Here is a 19,224-nt window from a genome sequence, read left to right on the forward strand (position 1 = left end):
CGCGGTGCCCGGCTGGGTCAGGATGTTCCTGACAGGAAGCGTGATGGAGCGCGCAGAACGGTATACGACGGACACGAAAAACCCGCCAATCCTGAAGCCGTGAGGGGAGGGAACAAACGGCAGCCGAAGCGATTGGCGGGTTGCTCGCGATTGTCAATCAAAATTTATTGCATTGCAACAATTGCGCTCAGGGAATGCTGTCCGGCGATTGATGGCTGCCCGGCGCGGGGGCATCTGCACCCGAAGCCGCCCGGTTTTCCAGCCTGGCCAGGCGCGCGTGCAGGGCATCGATGCGGGCTTCCAGCGCGGTCACCTCGTCGGACGTGGGCACATGCAGCCGCTTGAGCACGCCCTGCACCTGGTCATCGAAGGCCTTCTCGACCTTGTTCCAGGTGCCCGAGGCCTTCTCGCGGGCTTCATCCAGGGACGATTCGACGTTGTCACGCCAGCCCGGGCCCTGTTCGCCGCTGCGTTCACGGCGGCGGGCTTCCCAGGCTTCGCCTTCCTTCACCAGGCCGTCGAAGAAGCGGCTGCCCTCGGCCTGCGCGCGCCCCAGCGCACCCAGCCCGGCCAGCCAGACCTGTTGCGCCGAATCGCTGAGCTTGCGCGAGAAGCGCTCGGCCTGGTCACCGAAAGAGGCGTCGTCGTTGCGGCGGTCGTCGTTCTCGTAGTGGTTCATCGCACTTCCCGTGGGAGTTGGGCCTGCCCCGAGAGTAGCGCGCGGTGGCGTTGCACGGCCGTGATGGCCGCCGCCAGGATTCAGCCCAGCTTTTCCTTCAGCACGCGCTGGATCTCGCCTTCGACCATGCCCTTCATCGCCGACAGCAGGAAACCGAGCTTGGCGGTCACGCGCACGGCGCCCGGCTGCAGTTCGATCGCACCGTCCACACCGCTGCCGGAGAAGTTCAGGACGTCGGCGGTCCAGGACGACTTCAGGCCGAAGCGCTCGGACAGCTTGGCAGCGACCTGTTCGATCGCGGCGCGCGCCTGTGCGTCGGGCAGGGCGTGGGCGTGGCGGACATCGATGGTGGACATGCAGGCTCCTGGCGCAGGGCGGGGATGATCAAAGAGGGCGAGCATTGTGCGCATCAAGGGCCGCCGCGCCAAGCACTCATCGTGGGTTCTTCTTCGTTGGCGACCAACCTGCTAGGCTGCGCCGCGTGCAGAACCTGCTAGTTCACTTCAGTCAGCAACAACAGCCCGACCAGCCCCTGCGGCCCGGGGTGCAGCGCATCGTGCGCCAGGCCAACGGCAGCGTGCGGCTCGGTGATGCCGGCCACGGCGCCCTGCTGCTGGCCCAGTTCTGCATGGACGATCGCGGCCTCTGGCTGCAGGTCGGCAATGGCATCCGCGGCATCCACGTCAATGGTCGACCGGTGCGCCGGATGGCCCTGCTGCGCGCGGGCGATGCGGTATACGTGGATGGCGTGGAGATGGTGCTGCAGGGCGAAGTCGAGAGCCTGCTGCAGGCGCCTGCGCCGAAGAACGAGGATGGCAGCGACGAGCAGCAACGACTGCTGCGCGGTGTCGGTGGCCTGCACCATGGCCGCAGTTTCACCCTGTCGCAGGCCCGCCTGATCGGCCGCGGCAACGAGGCCGACATCGCCATCGATGACCCGGCCTTCGCCGAACAGCATGCCCGCGTGGAAGTGCACGGCGAGCGCGTGCTGCTGCGCGACCTGGGCAGCGCCGACGGTACCCGGGTCAACGGCGTGGCCGTGCGCCACTGCTGGCTGCAGGCCGGCGACCAGGTCGTGTTCGATGGCCAGCACCGGTTCGTGCTGGAAGTGCCGCACGATCCGCGCCGGCGGCCACTGCCCGCCGAGGACGACGCCAGCCACGAGGCCGAGCAGGCGCCGGTGCTGCCGGCCGCGCCGCGCAGGGTCCGGCGCTGGCCGTGGCTGCTGGTGAGTGCGCTGCTGCTGGCCGCACTGCTCAGCCTGCTGCTCTGGTTCGGCGCGCGCTGATCTGAATCCGCTGGGTCCGCGCGCTGGTGGGTGCCGACCTTGATCGGCACGCCTCTTTCGGCGGGCATGACGCCTGACGGCGCATGGCTTTGGTAGGTGCCGACCTTGGTCGGCACGCTTTTTCGGCGGGCATGACGCCTGACGGCGTACGCCGACCGAGGTCGGCGACTACCGGCGCCACGCCGGCGGCGAATGGATTCCAATGAAACCAAATTTCCCTTGCCGCACTAGGCCGCAAGGCTGGTGCACTGCGGCATACTAGGGGTCTTGCCCCACAGGTGTGACATGACGCGCGCGTTCAACTTCAGTGCCGGCCCTGCGACCTTGCCGGAATCGGTCCTGCGCCAGGCGCAGGCGGAAATGCTGGACTGGCACGGTAGTGGTGCCTCGATCGTGGAAATGAGCCATCGCGGCGCGGAATTCATGTCCGTGGCCGCCGAGGCCGAGGCCGACCTGCGCCGCCTGCTCGATATCCCCGACGACTACGCGGTGCTGTTCCTGTCCGGTGGTGCCACCACCCAGCAGGCGCTCATCCCGCTCAACTTCGCCAGCCCCGGCCAGCGCGCCGACTACGTGGTCAGTGGCCATTGGGGAAAGACTGCGGTCAAGCAGGCCGGCGTCTACGTCGACGTCAACATTGCCGCCAGCAGCGAGCCCGACGGCTATCGCACGCTGCCGCCCCGCGCCGACTGGCAGCTCTCGCCCGACGCCGCCTATGTGCACATCACCGCCAACGAGACCATCCACGGCGTCGAGTTCCGTGATGTGCCGGATACCGGCGATGTGCCGCTGGTGGCGGACTTCAGCTCGTCCATCGCCAGCGAGCCGCTGGATGTACGCCGCTACGGTGTGATCTATGCCGGCGCGCAGAAGAACCTGGGCCCGGTCGGCATCGCAGTGATGATCGTCCGCCGCGACCTGCTCGAGCGTACTGGCCAGCCGCGCGCGGACATCTTCGATTACCGCTCGCATGTCGCCCGCGATTCGATGCTCAACACCCCGCCGACCTGGAACTGGTACCTGGCCGGCCTGGTGTTCAAGTGGATGCTGGCCGAAGGCGGCGTGGCCGAATTCGCCAGGCGCAATGCCGCCAAGGCGGCACTGGTGTACGGCGCCATCGATGGCTCCGGCGGCTTCTACCGCAACGAGGTCGCGCATGCGGCACGCTCGCGGATGAACATCCCGTTCTTCCTGCCCGATGCCGGGCTTGATGCCCGCTTCGTCGCCGAAGCCAAGGCTGCCGGCCTGCTGGCGCTGAAGGGACACAAGGTGGTCGGGGGCATCCGTGCCTCGCTGTACAACGCCATGCCGCTGGCCGGGGCCGAGGCGCTGGTCGCCTTCATGGCCGATTTCCAGCAGCGTCACGGCTGAGCAATGAACGGCGCGCACCGTCGGGTGCGGGTCCCGCAACAAGGAATTCCGATGGCAAGCAGCAAATCCAGCAAGAAGGCGCCGAAGAAGGCCGAACCGGCCAAGGACAGCGCGCCCAGCAAGGCGAAGGGCAAGGCCAAGGCCGCCTCGAACCCGGCACCCACCCTGGCACCGCTGGCGCTGGCCGATGTGCGCTCGAAGATCGACCAGATCGACCGTGACATCCAGAGCCTGATCGCCGAGCGCGCGCGCTTCGCCCACCAGGTCGGCAAGGCCAAGGGCAAGCTGGCCGCCGCTGTCGACTACTACCGCCCCGAGCGCGAAGCGCAGGTGCTGCGCATGGTGGTGGACCGCAATGAAGGCCCGCTCAGCGACGAGCTGCTGGTGCATGTCTATCGCGAGATCATGTCGGCCTGCCTGGCCCAGCAGGAGCCGCTGAAGATCGGCTACCTCGGCCCGGAAGGCACCTTCAGCCAGCAGGCCGTGCTCAAGCACTTCGGCCGCTCCGCGCTGGGCCTGCCGATGGCCAGCATCGAGGAAGTATTCCAGGAAGTGGAAGCGGGCAACGCCGATTTCGGCGTGGTGCCGGTGGAGAATTCGGGACAGGGCACCATCCAGATCACCCTGGACATGTTCCTGACCTCCAACCTGAAGATCTGTGGCGAAGTGGAACTGCGCGTGCAGCAGTTCCTGATGTCGCGCAGCGGCCGCATCGAGGACATCGAGCGCATCTACGCGCATCCGCAGTCGTTCATGCAGACCTCGGCGTGGCTGCGCGCCAACCTGCCGAAGGCCGAGAAGATTCCGGTGTCGAGCAATGCCGAGGGTGCGCGTCGCGCGCGCAACGCCGACGACGCGGCGGCCATCGGCGGCGAGAGTGCCGGCCACGTGTACGGCCTGAAGAAGGTGGTCACCAAGCCGATCCAGAATGATGCCGACAACACCACCCGCTTCCTGGTGGTGGGCCGCAACATCTTCCCGACCTCCGGTCACGACCGCACCTCGGTGCTGGTGTTCATCCATGACAAGCCCGGTGCGCTGTTCGATGTGCTCAGCCCGTTCGCCCGCCACGGCATCAGCATGAACCGCATCGAGTCGCGGCCGTCGCACCACGGCAAGTGGGAATACGGCTTCTTCATCGACCTGGCCGGCCACATCGACGACGCGCCGATGCAGGCGGCGCTGGCCGAACTGGAAGCGCACTCGGCGCAGATCAAGGTGCTGGGCTCCTACCCGGTGGCCGTGCCCTGAGTGCTGCTGTGGCGGCCCTGGCCGCCGCTCCCTGATGCTCGCCGGCGCTGCCGGCGTTTACGGAACGATCGAACGATGAGCAACGCGCAACACTGGATCGCCCGCAAGGGCCAGCCGCTGCAGGGCAGCCTGACCATTCCCGGCGACAAGTCGGTCTCGCACCGCTCGGTGATGTTCGCCGCGCTGGCCGATGGTACTTCGCATATCGAAGGCTTCCTGGAAGGCGAGGACACCCGCGCCACCGCGCGCATCTTCAGCCAGCTGGGTGTGCGCATCGAAACCCCCAGCCCGTCGCAGCGCATCGTGCACGGCGTCGGTATCGACGGCCTGAAAGCGCCGGAGGCACCGCTGGACTGCGGCAATGCCGGCACCGGCATGCGCCTGCTGGCCGGCCTGCTGGCGGGCCAGGCGTTCGACTGCACGCTGATCGGCGATGAGTCGCTGTCCGGCCGCCCGATGCGCCGTGTCACCGGCCCGCTGTCGCAAATGGGCGCAAGGATCGATACCCAGGACGACGGCACGCCGCCGCTGCACGTGCATGGCGGCCAGACGCTGCATGGCATCGACTTCGCCTCGCCGGTGGCCAGCGCACAGATCAAGTCGGCCGTGCTGCTGGCCGGCCTGTACGCGCAGGGCGAAACCCGCGTGGTGGAACCCCACCCGACCCGCGACTACACCGAGCGCATGCTGTCCGCCTTCGGCGTGGACATCGAATTCTCGCCGGGCGAGGCGCGCCTGCGGGGCGGCCAGCGCCTGCGCGCCACGGACATCGTGGTGCCGGCCGACTTCTCTTCGGCCGCGTTCTACCTGGTCGCCGCCAGCATCATTCCCGGTTCCGAACTGCGCCTGAAGCAGGTCGGCCTGAACCCGCGTCGCACCGGCCTGCTGCACGCGCTGCGCCTGATGGGGGCGGATATCAGCGAAGAGAATCCGGCCGAGCAGGGCGGTGAGCCGGTGGCCGATCTGGTGGTGCGCTACGCTCCGCTGAAGGGCGCGCGTATTCCCGAAGCACTGGTGCCGGACATGATCGACGAGTTCCCGGCGCTGTTCGTGGCCGCCGCCGCCGCCGAAGGCCAGACCGTGGTGAGCGGTGCTGCCGAACTGCGGGTGAAGGAATCCGATCGTCTTGCGGCGATGGCCACTGGCCTGCGCGCGCTGGGCATGCAGGTGGACGAGACCGAGGATGGCGCCACCCTGCACGGCGGGGCTCGGCTGGGGAGTGGCACCATCGAAAGCCACGGCGACCATCGCATCGCCATGGCATTCGCCATTGCCGGCCAGATCAGCGACGGCGAAGTGCGCATTAACGACATCGCCAACGTCGCCACGTCCTTCCCGGACTTCGATGGCCTGGCGCGCAGCGCCGGCTTCAACCTGGCCTGATCGGCGGATCGCGTTTTCCGGTAGGTGCCAACCTTGGTTGGCACGCTCACATCACCCGGTAGGTGCCAACCCTGGTTGGCACGCTCACATCGCCCGGTAGGTGCCAACCTTGGTTGGCACGCCTCTCCAGATAAAAGGACGGAGGCCGAAGCCTCCGTCTAAACATCACGAACCCCTCGTCCGCGATCAACGCTGTTCGGTACGGAAATCCACCGGGACCCGCACCACACTGGCCACTGCACGGCCTTCATGCATCGCCGGCTGGAACTTCCAGTTCTGCACGGCGCTCAGCACCGCGCGATCCAGGTCACGGCTGCGTTCGCCGCTGCGCGAAACAATCGCGGCATTGGTCACCTGGCCGCGGCTATCGACATTCAGGCTGGCGATCACGCTGCCCTGTACGCCATTACGCAGCGCGGCGGCGGGGTAGGTCGGCTTGATGTTGCCTGCCAGCGGGCGCGCCTCGCGATTGCGTACCGCAGGGGTGGCTTTGCGCTGGTTGCCGACCGGTGCGGCCTGGCGGGCCGCCGGCTCCTGCGCGTCGGCCACCGGCGCCTGCTCGGGGGCGGGCAGCATGCGCTCGCCGACCGGTGCCGGCGCCACGTCTTCCTGATTCGAGTGACGCAGCCAGAGCAGCGCGGCGGCAAACATCGCCACGATCAGCGCGATCCACATCCAGGGCGACGTGGGCTTGTGCTGTTCGCTGGCGTCCTGCTGCAGCTGCGGCGAATGAAGGTCTTCGTGGGTGGTGGCGGTCATCGCAAACTCCTTCCGTCAATGGACGACGGGGAGAGTGTTGCGCGGGCCAGTGGCGGGAAGTGTCAGCGTTGCGTCAACGTCACCGGCAGGGTTCAGGTTGCCTGCCGGGAAACGTTCAGTTACTGGGTCTTGAAGTCGAACGGCACTTCAATGCTGCCCGGTACGGCCTGGCCGTTGCTCTGCGCCGGGGTGAAACGCCAGCGGCGCACGGCGTCGGTGGCGGCACGGTCGAGCTCGCGTGAGCCGCTGCGCTGGATCACCGTGGCATTGTTCGGGTAGCCGGTGGCATCCACGTCCACGCGCACCACCACGCTGCCGGTCTCGCCCGCGCGCAGGGCCGCGGCCGGGTAGGCCGGCGGCGGCGACTGGCCGGCAATCGGCATCGGTTGGCTGTTGCCGGTGGCGGCTGGCGCAGGGCTCGGCGTGGCCGGGGCCGGTTCAGCGATGGGCGCCGGCGGCGGGGCGGTTTCGACCAGCTTCGGGGCGTCGTCCTCTACCGGGGCCGGCTTGGCATCGGGCATGTCGCTGGAGCCTGCGGCGGCGGCCAGCGGTTCCGGCAGCGGTTCCACCTGCGCGGTCTCCTGCGGGGTCTGCGCGGCCGGATCGGCACGGAAGAACTCCTTGTCGCGGCCGGTCAACCAGACCAGCACGAACAACAGCACGCCCACGCCGAAGGCGATGCCGGCGATCTTCAGGGCGTTGCGCGGGATATGCACAGTGAACGACTTGGCGGACGACGAGCGGGGTGCAGACATGGACCGGACCAGTACGGAATAGCCCGATTCTGCCACGCCAGGAATGAACCGGGCGGCAGAAATCCGTATAACAAGCGATAATCCCATCCCTGATACCCACCACGACACCTGCCATGCTTGATCCAGCCCTGCTCCGCCACCAGCCCGCCGACCTCGCCGAACGCCTGCGCACCAGCCGCGGCTTCGAGCTCGACGTGTCTGCCCTGGAGTCCCTGGAGGCGGATCGCAAGCGCATCCAGGTGCGGACCCAGGAGCTGCAGAGCCTGCGCAACAGCCGTTCCAAGGCCATCGGCCAGGCCAAGGCCAAGGGCGAGGACGTCTCGGCCATCATGGCCGAGGTCGCTGCCTTCGCCGACGAGCTGAAGGCTTCGGAAGTGGCGCTGGACGAGCTGCGCGAGAAGATCGAAGCGATCTCGATGGGCATTCCGAACCTGCCGGCCGACGACGTGCCGGCCGGTGCCGACGAGAACGACAACGTCGAGCAGGCGCGCTGGGGTACCCCGCGCCAGTTCGATTTCAAGGTGCTCGACCACGTCGAACTGGGCGCCCGCAACGGCTGGCTGGACGGCGAGACCGCGGCCAAGCTGTCCGGCTCGCGCTTCACCGTGCTGCGTGGCCCGATCGCGCGCCTGCACCGCGCCCTGGCCCAGTTCATGGTCGACCTGCACACCGGCGAGCACGGCTACGAGGAGACCAACGTGCCGCTGCTGGTCAACGCCGACTCGCTGCGCGGCACCAGCCAGCTGCCGAAGTTCGAGGACGACCTGTTCAAGACCGCCGTGGGCGACTCCACGCGTTACCTGATCCCGACCTCGGAAGTGCCGCTGACCAACATCGTGCGCGATGAGATCGTCGACGCCGAGCGCCTGCCGCTGCGCATGACCGCCCACTCGATGTGCTTCCGTGCCGAGGCCGGCAGCGGTGGCCGCGACGTGCGCGGCATGATCCGCCAGCATCAGTTCGAGAAGGTCGAGCTGGTCTCGATCAGCCGCCCGGAAGACAGCGACGCCGAACACCAGCGCATGACCCGCTGCGCCGAAGTGGTGCTGGAAAAGCTGGGCCTGCCGTACCGCAAGGTGCTGCTGTGCACCGGCGACATGGGCTTCTCGGCGGTGAAGACCTACGACCTGGAAGTCTGGCTGCCGTCGCAGGAAACTTACCGCGAGATTTCCTCGTGCTCGAACTGTGGTGACTTCCAGGCCCGCCGCATGCAGGCGCGCTGGCGCAACCCGGCCACCGGCAAGCCGGAGCTGGCGCACACGCTGAACGGCTCGGGCGTGGCCGTTGGCCGCGCGATGATCGCGGTGATGGAGAACTACCAGAACGCCGACGGCAGCATCACCGTGCCGGAGGCCCTGCGCCCGTACATGGGTGGCCTGGAAACCATTGGCTGATAGCCGGCGCTGCGCGCCGCCGCCCGAGCATGGGCTCGGGCGCTACAGATCTGTGTAGAGCCGAGCCTATGCTCGGCTCTCCTTTATGGCCCGCAGCTTCTCCAGCGGCACCCATCCCGGTTCGCCGTTCTCCGGCACGCACCATGCCCAGCCATTGAGCGTGCGCATCCCGCGCAGCGTCTGGCCGGGGTCCACATCCAGTTCGCGCGCGCAGTAATCCTGCGTGGCAAACGCGCCACCCTGCGCATCGCGGCCGATCACCGGCGCCGGCACGAATCCGGGCTGCTGCCCCTCGGCCTCGCAGAGGAACCAGTCGTCCCAGCCCTCCGGGCCTTCATAACGTTCGCCCACCACCAGCGCCTGGCCGCGGCGCAGGATGATCGGGTGCGGAAATTCGCTGCGGTGCGCAGCCGTCACGATGTAGTTCATGCCCCCAGCCTAGCGCGCCGCAAAAGAAAACGGCCCCGCACAGCGGGGCCGCCAGGGTGGGCCGGGAGGGGGAGGGGATCCCGGCCCGCGTTCAGCGCCCAGACGAGGAGAGAGGGGCGCCGAACGTTGGAACGCGTTACGCCGCGACGGCTTCGGCCGCTTCGTGCGACGGCAGCGCCGCCAGCGCACCGGCGATGGCGTCTTCACGGTGCTGCGGCGAGTAGGCGATGCCCTCGGCGCGCACGAACTCGACTTCGTTGATGCCCATGAAGGCGAACACCTGGCGCAGGAACGGCTCCTGGAAGTCGGCCGGCGAGTCGGTATAGATGCCGCCACGGCTGCTGGCGATGATCACCCGCTTGCCACCGGCCAGGCCCACCGGGCCGTTCTCGGTGTACTTGAAGGTGCGGCCGGCCACGGCCACGCGGTCGATCCAGGCCTTCAACGTGGACGGGATGCTGAAGTTGTACATCGGCGCGCCGATCACCACGATGTCGGCCTCCAGGAACTGCTGCATCACCTGTTCAGCATCGGTCGCTTCAGCGGCGTCGGTCTTGGCCAGCGAGCTGCTGCGCAGGTGCGGTACCGGATTGGCGTCAAGATCGCGATAATCGACCTGCAGGCCGTCGATCTGGCTGGCGAGGCGGGCGACCACGGCGGCCGACAGCTGGCGCGAGACGGAGTTGTCGCCAAGCACGCTGGCGTCGAGATGCAGAAGCTTCATGGCAGTCACCTATGTTCTGGGAGGAAGGGGCGGGGTGGCCCCGCCGACGGAGAGAACGATAGGTTGTTGCAAAGGCGGAATAAAGGTGATTGAATGCCACGTATTGTTCTAGATATGGAACTCGGGCATGCATGACCTGAATGACCTGTACTACTTCGCGATGGTGGTCGACCACGGCGGATTCGCCGCCGCCGAGCGCGCTTTGGGCATCCCCAAGTCGCGACTGAGCCGCCGCATCAGCCAGCTGGAAACCGACCTGGGCGTGCGCCTGCTGCAGCGCTCCACGCGCCGTTTCGCGGTCACCGATGTCGGCACCAGCGTGCACCGGCATGCGCAGACGATGCTGGCCGAGGCCCAGGCCGCCCGCGAAGTGGTGGACCGCCTCAGCGCCGAACCGCGCGGCGTGGTGCGCGCCAGCGTGCCGGTGTCACTGGCGCAGATGCAGCTGCCCAAGCTGCTGCCCAAGTTCCTTGAGCAGTATCCGAAGGTGCGGCTGCAGCTGAACATCAGCAACCGCCGCGTGGACATCATCAACGAAGGCTACGACGTGGCCCTGCGCGTGCGTTCGCGCCTGGACGACGACGGCAGCCTGGTGATGCGCAGCTTCGGCCAGGTGCAGGAACTGCTGGTGGCCAGCCCGAAGTACCTCGACCGCGCCGGCCGCCCCAAGGACCCGGAAGAGCTGACCCAGCACGTGACCCTCAGCATCAGCGAAGACGAAGCCCGCCAGCGCTGGGAACTGCATGGCCCGGAAGGCGAAGTGCGCCGGGTCGACCTGCAGCCGCGCGTGGCCGGCTTCGACTTCCCGCTGCTGCAGAGCATGGTGAAGGACGGTTTCGGCATCACCATGCTGCCGGAAACCGTGTGCGCCGACGCCGTGCGTAATGGCGAGCTGGAAGTGGTGCTGCCGGACTGGTCGCTGCCGCAGGGCGTGTGCCACGCCGTGTTCGCCTCGCGCCGCGGCCTGCTGCCGGCGGTGCGCGTGTTCATCGACTTCCTGGCCGAGCACCTGCCGCCGCAGCTGGAGGCCTCGCGCCTGGATTGCGGTGGCGCCTGTGAAAAGGCCAAGGAGCGGATCAAGGCCAGTGCACTGGGTGCGCTGGCGGTGGATGCCGGCTGAGAAGGCGCGAAGGTAGCGCCGGGCCATGCCCGGCGTTGCTGTATTCCGGCGCCGATCAGTTCCGGCCGAACAGCCGGTCCCAGAAACTACGGCGTCGCGGTGCGGCCGGTGGCGGTCCGGCTGCAACGACGGGCGCTTCCAGCACCGCCATCAGCTCCGCGCTGCGTGGCTTCTTCAGGAATCGCGCATAGTCCAGATAGCTGGTCACCTTGCTCATGTGCAGGCGTTCGGGCATTGCCGGCAATGCGCCGCCCTGCAACAGCACCCGCAATGCCTGCGGACGATCCAGGCGGATCGCCTCGTACAGGGCGGTGCCGCCACAGCCCGGTTCGATCAGGTTGGCGCGCTGCGGCGCATCCTCCAACAGGATTTGCAATGCCTCCGCGTCGTCTCGTTCTACTGCAGCCACCAGCCGCGCCAGCGCCTCGGCTTCCGCAGCTGGCAGGTTGTCGCGATAGGCCTGGTCGGCAATCTCGCGCTCGTCGCGCCCGTCGCCGCCCTGGATGCACAGGAAATCGGTGACCAGGGCGACCGGAATGCCGGACGTATCCAGCGCCCAGTAGCTGGGATAGACACCGTCGCCCCAGCCGCTGGTGAACACCACCAGGCCGTGCGGCGAGTCCTCGCCCCAGGGGCGATATTCGGCGCCTTCATCCAGGCCATCGTGGTCGATCAGTGCATCCGACCATTCACCGTCTTCGTCGCCATCGGCCTGTTCGATCAGGGCCAGCAGCGCCTGCTGGGTGTCGGTGTCCATGAAGCAACCGATGCCAGCGTCGACCGGGTAGCCGATGAAGCTGTCCTCATCCAGTCCGGTCAGGTCCTGCGTGGTCCAGCGCGCCATCTGCCAGTGCAGGGCGGTCGCGGTGAGAGCTTCGCGTGGCTTGAACCAGACCACGGCCAACGCCGGGCGGCCGCTGTGCACGATGATCTCGACCGGATGCCGGCCCAGCGGGGCGGTGTAGTCGGCCAGCGCAGGCGCCTCGGCCTGCACCAGCGGATCGCAGACCACCACGTGCCCGCTGCTGACCGGCAGGTGCCCGGCGAAGGTGCGGTGCAGGGCCACAGCGGCCAGCTGGGTGTCGTCCAGCAGGCAGGTGCGCAGGTTGGCCAGATCGAGATGGGCCATGGCGGCTCCGAGTGCGGTGAAGGCCCCCACCGTGCCGGATGCGGAGGGCAGGGGCAAGGTGGTCTTGGGCAAATGCCCTTCACGTGCGAGAATACGGCGCTGCCCGGGCGACCGGGACCCGATTGGAGAGATGGCCGAGCGGTTTAAGGCACCGGTCTTGAAAACCGGCGAAGGGTTAAACCTTCCGTGGGTTCGAATCCCACTCTCTCCGCCAAGAAGTTCAGAAGAGCCCCTGGAAGCAGGGGCTTTTCTGTTTCTACGGCCCTTGCTGGCCAGCCATCCGGCAACCAAGGTCAGGTGAACGAATGAACCGGTGCATTCCTCTGACAACAGGGAACTGCTTCATTCAAGGGCGGTAATCATTTCAAGTGCACAAACGTTCGCGCCGGGAAATTTGAATGCACCCGGCACCCGCGCTAGGCTTCGGATGCCCAAGGAGGGCGACCAACGGAGTCATGGCATGAAGATTGGATTCAAGCTTTCTGTTGCTGTTGCGGCCTGTGCGTTGACCTTTGGAATCAGCAGCGCCACGGCGAAAGCCCCTGGCCCCTGTTCCGTCTGCGAGGTCCAATACATTGCGTGCGAGGCGTCAGGTACAAACTTGAGTATCTGTACCCGCAACTATATGCAATGCCTGCGTCTGAACGGCTGCATTATCCCGTAGCAGGGCGCGGCGGGGACGTGTGGGGACCTTGCGATACCCTGCAACCTTGCCACCCTCCAGACAAAAGCCTCGGTCCTGCCGGGGCTTTTTCGTTTCCGGAAACGCCATGGCGCGCATCGTGCCGGGGGCGAAACCGAGACGGTGCCTATGTGCCCTGATGCAGGCAGGCATATGTGGAGGGAGCGGCATTCAGCCCCGACGCCCACCTGTTGGCTTGTTATGGCACAACGGATAACTCGAGCACGAGCGGAAAGCCCCGTGCGGCCCATTCCGGTCCACGAACACGCCCACCTTACACACCGGGCAGCGCTCTTCGTGGATGGCCGCGCCTGAAATCGCGGTTACTTCCACTGCCCCGTCCTTCACCAGCTCATCCAGGAATGGCGAGTGCTTGCCCTGCAGGGTGAACATCGCGACCGACCGTCGCGCACGCGTCAGCGCGACATAGAACAGGCGCCGTTCTTCGCTCAGCGGATAGGTATCGCCGTCCGGCATTGCCAGCGAAAGCACCGGGTCATCCGCGCGCAGGCTCGGGAAGCTGCGGTTGATCATGCCCGGCAGGATCACGTAGTCCGCCTCGCGCCCCTTCGATCGATGTGCGGTAAGGAACTCGACGTCCATCGTGCTGCCGAAGGCCGTCTTCCAATCCGAAGGCATCGCACCGCGATCCGCGCGATACCGCCCCAGAACAAAGACCGTCACGCGCCCGGTGCGGCCCTGCTGCACTGCACCTGACAACAGTTGCTGGTGCAGCTTCGCAAGGTACTGGCGAACGCCATCCTGCACCTCCTCGCGCCGGTTCATCTGGAACGCCTGCAGCACCGGGCGCATTGCCGGCGCAGCAGAGCGAACGTTTTTGGCGATCTGCGCGGGGTTGCGGCTGATGAAGCGGCTGGACACATCACACAGCGCCTGTGGGCAGCGGAACATCTGCTCCAGTTTCAGCACCTGGCCATGGCCCATCCATTCGCGGAATCCAGTCATCACCGCAACGTCGGCGCCAGCGAAGCGATTGATCGATTGCCAGTCATCGCCCACCGCAAACAGATGGCGGCCCGGTTGGCTGACCAGGGCACGGCAGAGGCGCGCGCGGGCGCGCGATGCGTCCTGGAATTCGTCGGCCATCACCAGTTCGTAGGGCGATTCATAGTGGCCCTGTTCCAGCAGCCCGGCCGCCATGTTGAGCATGTCCTCGAAATCGATGCTGCGCTCGTCAGCCAGCGCATTGTCCCAGGCCTGGAATACCGGCCCGGCGATCTCCAGGAAGCGCCGGTAGCGTTCCTTGAACTGATCCTCGGGCATCTGCCGCAGGCGCGCCGCCATATCGTCCAGTGTCAGGCAGTTGCTCTTGGCATGGGCAATGAAGGTGCGCATCAGGCCAATCAGGTCTGCGTCCGGCATCGGCTTGGCGCCTTGATCAGGCAGCTCGCGGTCCGGGTTCGGGTCGAGCTCGACATCAGACGCGCCAAGCCGCTCGGCAAGATGCTGCAGGGCCTGTCCACTGCGCAGGCCAAACGACGTCGTCTCGACCAGAGCGGTGCCGCGCGCCACATGCTGCTGGCGCTTCCAGTGCATCCCTTCGCTGTAGTTGGCAAAGTGCTTTGGCGGCTGGCCATCGGCATCCAGCGCAAAGTGCTCGTGATACAGCTGGGCGTCCGGATAGTAGAAGTCCGGGCGATACTGGCGATGGGTGTCTGTCGCGGTATCGAATTCGTAGCGCCGCTCGTAGTCGTACGCCACGCCGTTGTAGAACAGCCAATCGGCGATGACGCACTCCTCCAGGCTCTTCACCCGCTCACCCTTCAGGGTGCGGATGTAGGGCGTGCCATCGCGGTCGTAACCATCGGCCATCATGTCGGCACCGAACGGCGGCAGGTCGCGCCCGAACACCAGGCGGAACATGTCCCACTGGGTGCGGAAATGGGTCGAGCGGTCCTTCAGGTCGTCCACCAGTTCGGCCAGCTTGTTGAAGCCCAGCGTCGCGTCGACAGCCCATTCCGGGATATCCGGCTTGCGCCCTGTGGCTTTGGCGATGATGGACAGGCCCAGGGCGTGGAAAGTCCGGGCTTCCACCACGGTGTCGCCCATGCCGAGCCGGTCGAAGCATCGCTGCGCGCGCTCCTCCAGCTCCTGGGCGGCGTCCTTGTTGAAGGCGAGCATCACGATCCGTTCGGGTTCGACAAAGCCGCGGTCGATGGCATAAGCGGCCTTGGCGACCATTGTGGAGGTTTTCCCAGAGCCGGCCGCGGCCACGACCTGTACCCGGTTGTCGAAGCAGATGACGGCGTGGGCTTGTTCCTCGGTCAGGGGCTTGCTCTCGACCCGGTCCAGGAAGTCCTTGGCCAGCACCCGCTCGCGCTCTGCCATGGTCGCGTTGGCCTCGGCCCAGACGGCGGGCCAATCCAGCTGCCAGTCGTGCAGGGCGTCCAGCGCCATGCGGTGGCCGGGCGCGTGCAGGTCGTCGTGCACCTCCTCGTCGAGGAACAGCTGCTCCAGCTCGGCGGGCGGCAGGGGCAGGGCGGGGCGGTCGGCCAGCAACGCCTGCTGCTGTTCGTGGGTGATCCAGCGGCGTCCGGTGGTGCCTCGGTCGGTAAGCGCGTCTGCTTCGGCCAGCCACGCCTGGATCTCCGCCAGAGCGCGCTCAAATAGTGCTTTGCGCCCCCGCCTGGAGCGCGCGAAAAGCATATGCTGCACGGCAGCCGCAAGCCGGGAGCCCTGGCTGTTGGGCAGCCCATCCACGGACAGTGCTTCACCGCGCTCGGTCGTCAGTTCGACCCGGGACCAGAGCACGCCGCGAACGACCCGCACGCTGTGTTCGTTCGCCACCTGCTGGCGGTACTGCCTGCCGTCGATCAAAAGCGCGAGCTGTTCGCCATCCAGCCGCAACTGCCAGTCCGGCGAGCGGGTCACACGCTGGCCCCAGCCCGAGGGGCGCCATTCCATAGACATCCAGATACTGCCTTGCGTACGTCACCGGGCGTAAAGTGCCCTTGCCGCCCCATGATAAGGCCGCTTGGCATGGCACGCTGGGTTTCCGGTCACTCGCGCACGCGCGCCAGCGATGGCATTGCACCCTCGCCGGCGCGGCAGGCGTCAGGCGTTCACATCCACGACAATGCGGCCACGCACCTTGCCGGGGATGATCTGCTCATAGACATCCAGCACCTCGGCGAGGCCGATCTGCTGCACGGTGCTTTCCAGCTTCTGCGGGTCCAGGTCGGTCGCGAGCCGATCCCAGGCGCGCTGGCGAACCTCTTGTGGGGCATTCACCGAATCCACGCCCGCAAGGGTCACATTGCGCAGGATGAAGGGCAGCACCGAGCCGTGCAGTGCATCGCTCTGGGCCAGGCCACAGGCGGCCACGGCACCGCGGTACTTCGTTTCGGCGATGGCATTGACCAGCGTTGGGCCGCCGGCCACATCCACCACGCCGGCCCATCGCTCGGCACTCACCGGCCGCTCGCGCGGCTCCGAGAGCTGCGCACGATCGATGATCTCGGCCGCACCCAGGTTGTGCAGATACTCGGCGTGCTCCGGCCGCCCGGTGGCGGCCACCACGCGATAACCCAGCTTTGAAAGGATCGCCACCGCAATCGAGCCGACGCCGCCGTTGGCACCGGTAACCAGCACATCGCCCTGTGCAGGCGTCACCCCTGCATGCTCCAGGGCCAGCACGCACAGCATCGCGGTATAGCCAGCGGTGCCGATGGCCATGGCGTCGCGGGTGCTCAGGTTGCCGGGAATCCGGTTGAGCCATTCGCCGCGTACGCGGGCGCGCTGTGCCAGGCCGCCGTGGTGGCCCATGCTCAGGTCCCAGCCATTGAGCACAACGCGGTCGCCTGGCTTGAAGTCGGGCGTGCTGGATTCCAGCACCACGCCTGCCAGATCGATGCCGGGAATGAGCGGGAACGTCCGGATGACCGGACTCTTGCCGGTGAGGGCAAGCGCATCCTTGTAGTTGAGCGTGGAGTACTCGACCTGTACCAGGACGTCGCCGTCCACCAGGTCGGCTTCATTGAAATCGACCAGTTCCGTGGATACGCCGTCGTTCGTCTTGCGGGTCAGCAGTGCCTTGAAACTCATGGTGGGGGCTCACGTTCAGTGGATGGCCCCATGCTAGGCTCGCACCGTTATCGCAACAAGAACGACGATTTCCCGTAGGTACTATGGTTTTCCGGAGTATGCATGCGTAGCAAGCGTTGGGATGGCAAGAGCGGTTGCGCGGTGGAAGTCACGCTGTCGGTGATCGGCGGCGTGTGGAAGCCGATCATTTTGTTTCACCTGATGACCGGCAAGCGGCGTTTCATGGAATTGACGCGACGGGTGCCCAATGCCACCCAGTCCATGCTCACCAGCCAGCTGCGTGAACTGGAAGCCGATGGCGTGGTGATCCGCCACGTGTACCCGGAAGTGCCGCCGAAAGTGGAATACGAGCTGTCCGAGTTCGGGCGCACGCTGGTACCGGTGCTGCTGGCCATGCGCGAGTGGGGCGAGACCTATCGCGGCCATGGAAGCACGGAAGGCGATTGCCAGAGTTGAAGACACTTTTGGCTCTGCGCGAGCGCATTCTGGATGCGCCCGCGCCTGGATGGCTCAGGCCGGCTGCGCTTTCCGGCCCTGCACCACCCGGGTGGCCAGCAGTGCCAGGGTGACCAGCGCGGAGGCGATGGCCAGCCACAACAAGAGCAGGGAGTTGTCCGTTTCGCCAACGGCCATCGCCACGGACGGGTCTTTGGCGTTGTAGCGGATATCAATCTCTTCCGCCTCGTCGGTGGCACGCATCCGATTGCCAAGGTCGTTGGAGACCGCGATCTTCTCGACGCGTGATTGGCCGTCTTCGGTTTCGAACTCGACATTCAGGACGAAGTTGCTCTTTCTTCCCCTTTTCTCATCCCAATGCACTTCGGTGACGAGGCCCACCGCATCGCGCCCCTCGGCACCGTCAGTGAGGGCATGACGGTGATGATCGTTGTAGGCGGCCACGGAAAGTGCGACCGCCACGCCAGCGGCAACAAGAATGTTGCGCCAGGAAGTGAATTCCATAATGAGCTCCTGATCCATTGAGGTCGGCGACTATAGTCCTCACCTCGCGGATCTCGTACGAAAATGGCGTGGCGCAGACATTTCGTTGTGATCAGATCGCGCTCGAATGTGCCTGTGGGCTCCTCCATGCAAGCGTTCCCGGTGTGCATCCAGCGCGGAACGTCTGTGCTCCAGCTGAAGGCGGAGGCCGTGCGTATTGCGAATTTCTGCGCGATCGCCATGGTCGGCGTGTCGCGTTCGGCTCGATGTGATCGTTGGGTAGTACGCGCAGGCAGGCGCGATGTATCAACGAAGCACGTCAGTCGGTGGACGGTTCGCCATCCTGTGACGCAACCAGCGTAGGAACGCGTCAGCGCGGACTTTTCCTACTTTGCTTCGGCGATGGAGTGCGCCCATCATCGCCGCGCCAAGGCACTCGCCCTGGCCGGGATTGGCGTCCCGAACTTACGTACCGCTACCGGTCGCGATTGCAGCCGAAGCTGCAACCGCGACAATGCACCGCCTACCGGCTCATGGTGGACGGTGCGTGGGGATCTTCCGATCCGCCGGCTTTAGCGGTACGTATCCGGCACGCCAACCCGCACCGTCCGCCACCTTGCATCTGCAGGTGGCCACATCGTGAGGTTGCCGTCATGCCCGAACGCCTTCCCGACCATCCCCGCCTGCACGCGCTGCTGGGTGCCGCCGTACTTGATCTTCCCGCCGCCTTGGCCGAAACGCTGGAGGACGCGCTCCGCGAATCCGCCGAGTTCGTCACCCCATCGGCATTCTTTGCACACCTGAAAGGCCACGGCAGGAACCTGCGCGCCGATGGCGAGGCCTGGAGCGAAATGTGCCTGAGCCGCGGCCGCGCCTTCGACATGGCCCTGGCGACCCGCAGCGTTTCGGGCATCACGGCGTTGACTGCGGTGCTGCACGCTGCGCATGTGGCGCGGGAGAGCGACGATCCTGCCTGCTGTCCCTCCGCCGCCGTGGTCGAAGGCCTGTTCAACGCCTGCCAGGCGTTGTCGCTGCAGGTGGAACGCTGCCTGGTGCCGTGAAGGGCTGCGACGCGGTTCCTGTTCCGTTGACGCCCGGTTCCCTATAGTGGCGCTGGAACTCTGCAATGGAATGCCCATGCACGTGATGTCCCCCGGCCGTTGCCTGACGCTTGCACTTGCCGTCGCGGTGAGTGCCGGCGCGTGTGCGCGGCCGCCGTCCACCGAACACGAAAGGAATCCCGCCATGTCCGGCGC

Annotated in this window: 18 protein-coding genes and 1 tRNA gene; 9 read left to right on the forward strand and 10 right to left on the reverse strand. The window is 66.5% G+C overall.

Annotated features, from left to right (window positions below):
- Positions 1–187 precede the first annotated feature (187 nt).
- Positions 188–679 (reverse strand): phasin family protein, encoded by a 492-nt coding sequence (locus AC5P53_RS07440; protein ID WP_241887394.1) that lies wholly within the window; start codon positions 677–679, stop codon positions 188–190.
- Positions 680–759: 80 nt separating this feature from the next.
- Positions 760–1,035, reverse strand: coding sequence for a polyhydroxyalkanoic acid system family protein (locus tag AC5P53_RS07445; RefSeq protein ID WP_005417302.1), 276 nt, complete (start codon positions 1,033–1,035; stop codon positions 760–762).
- Positions 1,036–1,160: 125 nt separating this feature from the next.
- On the opposite strand from AC5P53_RS07445, the gene AC5P53_RS07450 reads away from it, so the two are divergent.
- The 4 genes from AC5P53_RS07450 to aroA all read left to right on the forward strand — a co-directional run bounded on the left by AC5P53_RS07450 (position 1,161) and on the right by aroA (position 5,972).
- Positions 1,161–1,967, forward strand: a complete 807-nt coding sequence (locus AC5P53_RS07450) for an FHA domain-containing protein (protein ID WP_032961655.1) — start codon at positions 1,161–1,163, stop codon at positions 1,965–1,967.
- A gap of 285 nt (positions 1,968–2,252) precedes the next feature.
- Positions 2,253–3,338, forward strand: a complete 1,086-nt coding sequence (gene serC / locus AC5P53_RS07455) for a 3-phosphoserine/phosphohydroxythreonine transaminase (protein ID WP_014647617.1) — start codon at positions 2,253–2,255, stop codon at positions 3,336–3,338.
- Between the two features lie 51 nt (positions 3,339–3,389).
- Positions 3,390–4,589: a prephenate dehydratase gene (gene pheA / locus AC5P53_RS07460; protein WP_014647616.1), complete on the forward strand. Its 1,200-nt coding sequence runs from the start codon at positions 3,390–3,392 to the stop codon at positions 4,587–4,589.
- A gap of 75 nt (positions 4,590–4,664) precedes the next feature.
- Positions 4,665–5,972, forward strand: coding sequence for a 3-phosphoshikimate 1-carboxyvinyltransferase (gene aroA / locus AC5P53_RS07465; protein ID WP_014647615.1), 1,308 nt, complete (start codon positions 4,665–4,667; stop codon positions 5,970–5,972).
- 186 nt (positions 5,973–6,158) lie between these two features.
- Here aroA and AC5P53_RS07470 read toward each other — a convergent pair whose 3' ends face one another.
- Positions 6,159–6,731, reverse strand: coding sequence for an energy transducer TonB (locus tag AC5P53_RS07470; RefSeq protein ID WP_049442486.1), 573 nt, complete (start codon positions 6,729–6,731; stop codon positions 6,159–6,161).
- A gap of 119 nt (positions 6,732–6,850) precedes the next feature.
- Entirely contained in the window at positions 6,851–7,486 is a 636-nt protein-coding gene (locus AC5P53_RS07475) for an energy transducer TonB (RefSeq protein WP_241887397.1), read from the reverse strand.
- Positions 7,487–7,599: 113 nt separating this feature from the next.
- Here AC5P53_RS07475 and serS point away from each other — a divergent pair, with 113 nt between their 5' ends.
- The gene (gene serS / locus AC5P53_RS07480; RefSeq protein WP_014647612.1) at positions 7,600–8,880 is read left to right on the forward strand and encodes a serine--tRNA ligase; all 1,281 of its coding nucleotides are present in this window, start codon (positions 7,600–7,602) and stop codon (positions 8,878–8,880) included.
- Between the two features lie 66 nt (positions 8,881–8,946).
- Here serS and AC5P53_RS07485 read toward each other — a convergent pair whose 3' ends face one another.
- Positions 8,947–9,309 carry an SH3 domain-containing protein gene (locus tag AC5P53_RS07485; protein WP_053495993.1) on the reverse strand — a complete coding sequence of 121 codons (363 nt, stop codon included), beginning with the start codon at positions 9,307–9,309 and terminating at the stop codon, positions 8,947–8,949.
- A 136-nt stretch (positions 9,310–9,445) separates the two neighbouring features.
- On the reverse strand, positions 9,446–10,033 hold the full coding sequence (locus AC5P53_RS07490) for an FMN-dependent NADH-azoreductase (protein ID WP_014647610.1): 588 nt from the start codon (positions 10,031–10,033) through the stop codon (positions 9,446–9,448).
- 127 nt (positions 10,034–10,160) lie between these two features.
- On the opposite strand from AC5P53_RS07490, the gene AC5P53_RS07495 reads away from it, so the two are divergent.
- On the forward strand, positions 10,161–11,153 hold the full coding sequence (locus AC5P53_RS07495; protein ID WP_005410175.1) for a LysR family transcriptional regulator: 993 nt from the start codon (positions 10,161–10,163) through the stop codon (positions 11,151–11,153).
- A gap of 55 nt (positions 11,154–11,208) precedes the next feature.
- Here AC5P53_RS07495 and AC5P53_RS07500 read toward each other — a convergent pair whose 3' ends face one another.
- Positions 11,209–12,282: a DUF4241 domain-containing protein gene (locus tag AC5P53_RS07500; RefSeq protein WP_069118297.1), complete on the reverse strand. Its 1,074-nt coding sequence runs from the start codon at positions 12,280–12,282 to the stop codon at positions 11,209–11,211.
- Between the two features lie 124 nt (positions 12,283–12,406).
- On the opposite strand from AC5P53_RS07500, the gene AC5P53_RS07505 reads away from it, so the two are divergent.
- Positions 12,407–12,496 (forward strand) — tRNA-Ser (locus tag AC5P53_RS07505).
- A 639-nt stretch (positions 12,497–13,135) separates the two neighbouring features.
- On the opposite strand, the gene AC5P53_RS07510 is transcribed toward AC5P53_RS07505, so the two are convergent.
- Both AC5P53_RS07510 and acuI read right to left on the reverse strand, forming a co-directional pair.
- Positions 13,136–15,889 (reverse strand): UvrD-helicase domain-containing protein, encoded by a 2,754-nt coding sequence (locus AC5P53_RS07510; protein ID WP_241887482.1) that lies wholly within the window; start codon positions 15,887–15,889, stop codon positions 13,136–13,138.
- A 150-nt stretch (positions 15,890–16,039) separates the two neighbouring features.
- Entirely contained in the window at positions 16,040–17,029 is a 990-nt protein-coding gene (acuI, locus tag AC5P53_RS07515; protein WP_032957399.1) for an acrylyl-CoA reductase (NADPH), read from the reverse strand.
- A 102-nt stretch (positions 17,030–17,131) separates the two neighbouring features.
- Here acuI and AC5P53_RS07520 point away from each other — a divergent pair, with 102 nt between their 5' ends.
- Entirely contained in the window at positions 17,132–17,485 is a 354-nt protein-coding gene (locus AC5P53_RS07520; protein WP_049415019.1) for a winged helix-turn-helix transcriptional regulator, read from the forward strand.
- 54 nt (positions 17,486–17,539) lie between these two features.
- Here the strand turns inward: AC5P53_RS07520 and AC5P53_RS07525 are convergent, their stop codons facing one another.
- Entirely contained in the window at positions 17,540–17,989 is a 450-nt protein-coding gene (locus tag AC5P53_RS07525) for a DUF3592 domain-containing protein (RefSeq protein ID WP_241887400.1), read from the reverse strand.
- Positions 17,990–18,621: 632 nt separating this feature from the next.
- On the opposite strand from AC5P53_RS07525, the gene AC5P53_RS07530 reads away from it, so the two are divergent.
- On the forward strand, positions 18,622–19,029 hold the full coding sequence (locus tag AC5P53_RS07530) for a hypothetical protein (protein WP_241887404.1): 408 nt from the start codon (positions 18,622–18,624) through the stop codon (positions 19,027–19,029).
- Positions 19,030–19,224 lie beyond the last annotated feature (195 nt).

The sequence above is a fragment of the Stenotrophomonas sp. YJH_SMC_82 genome, from assembly GCF_059368875.1.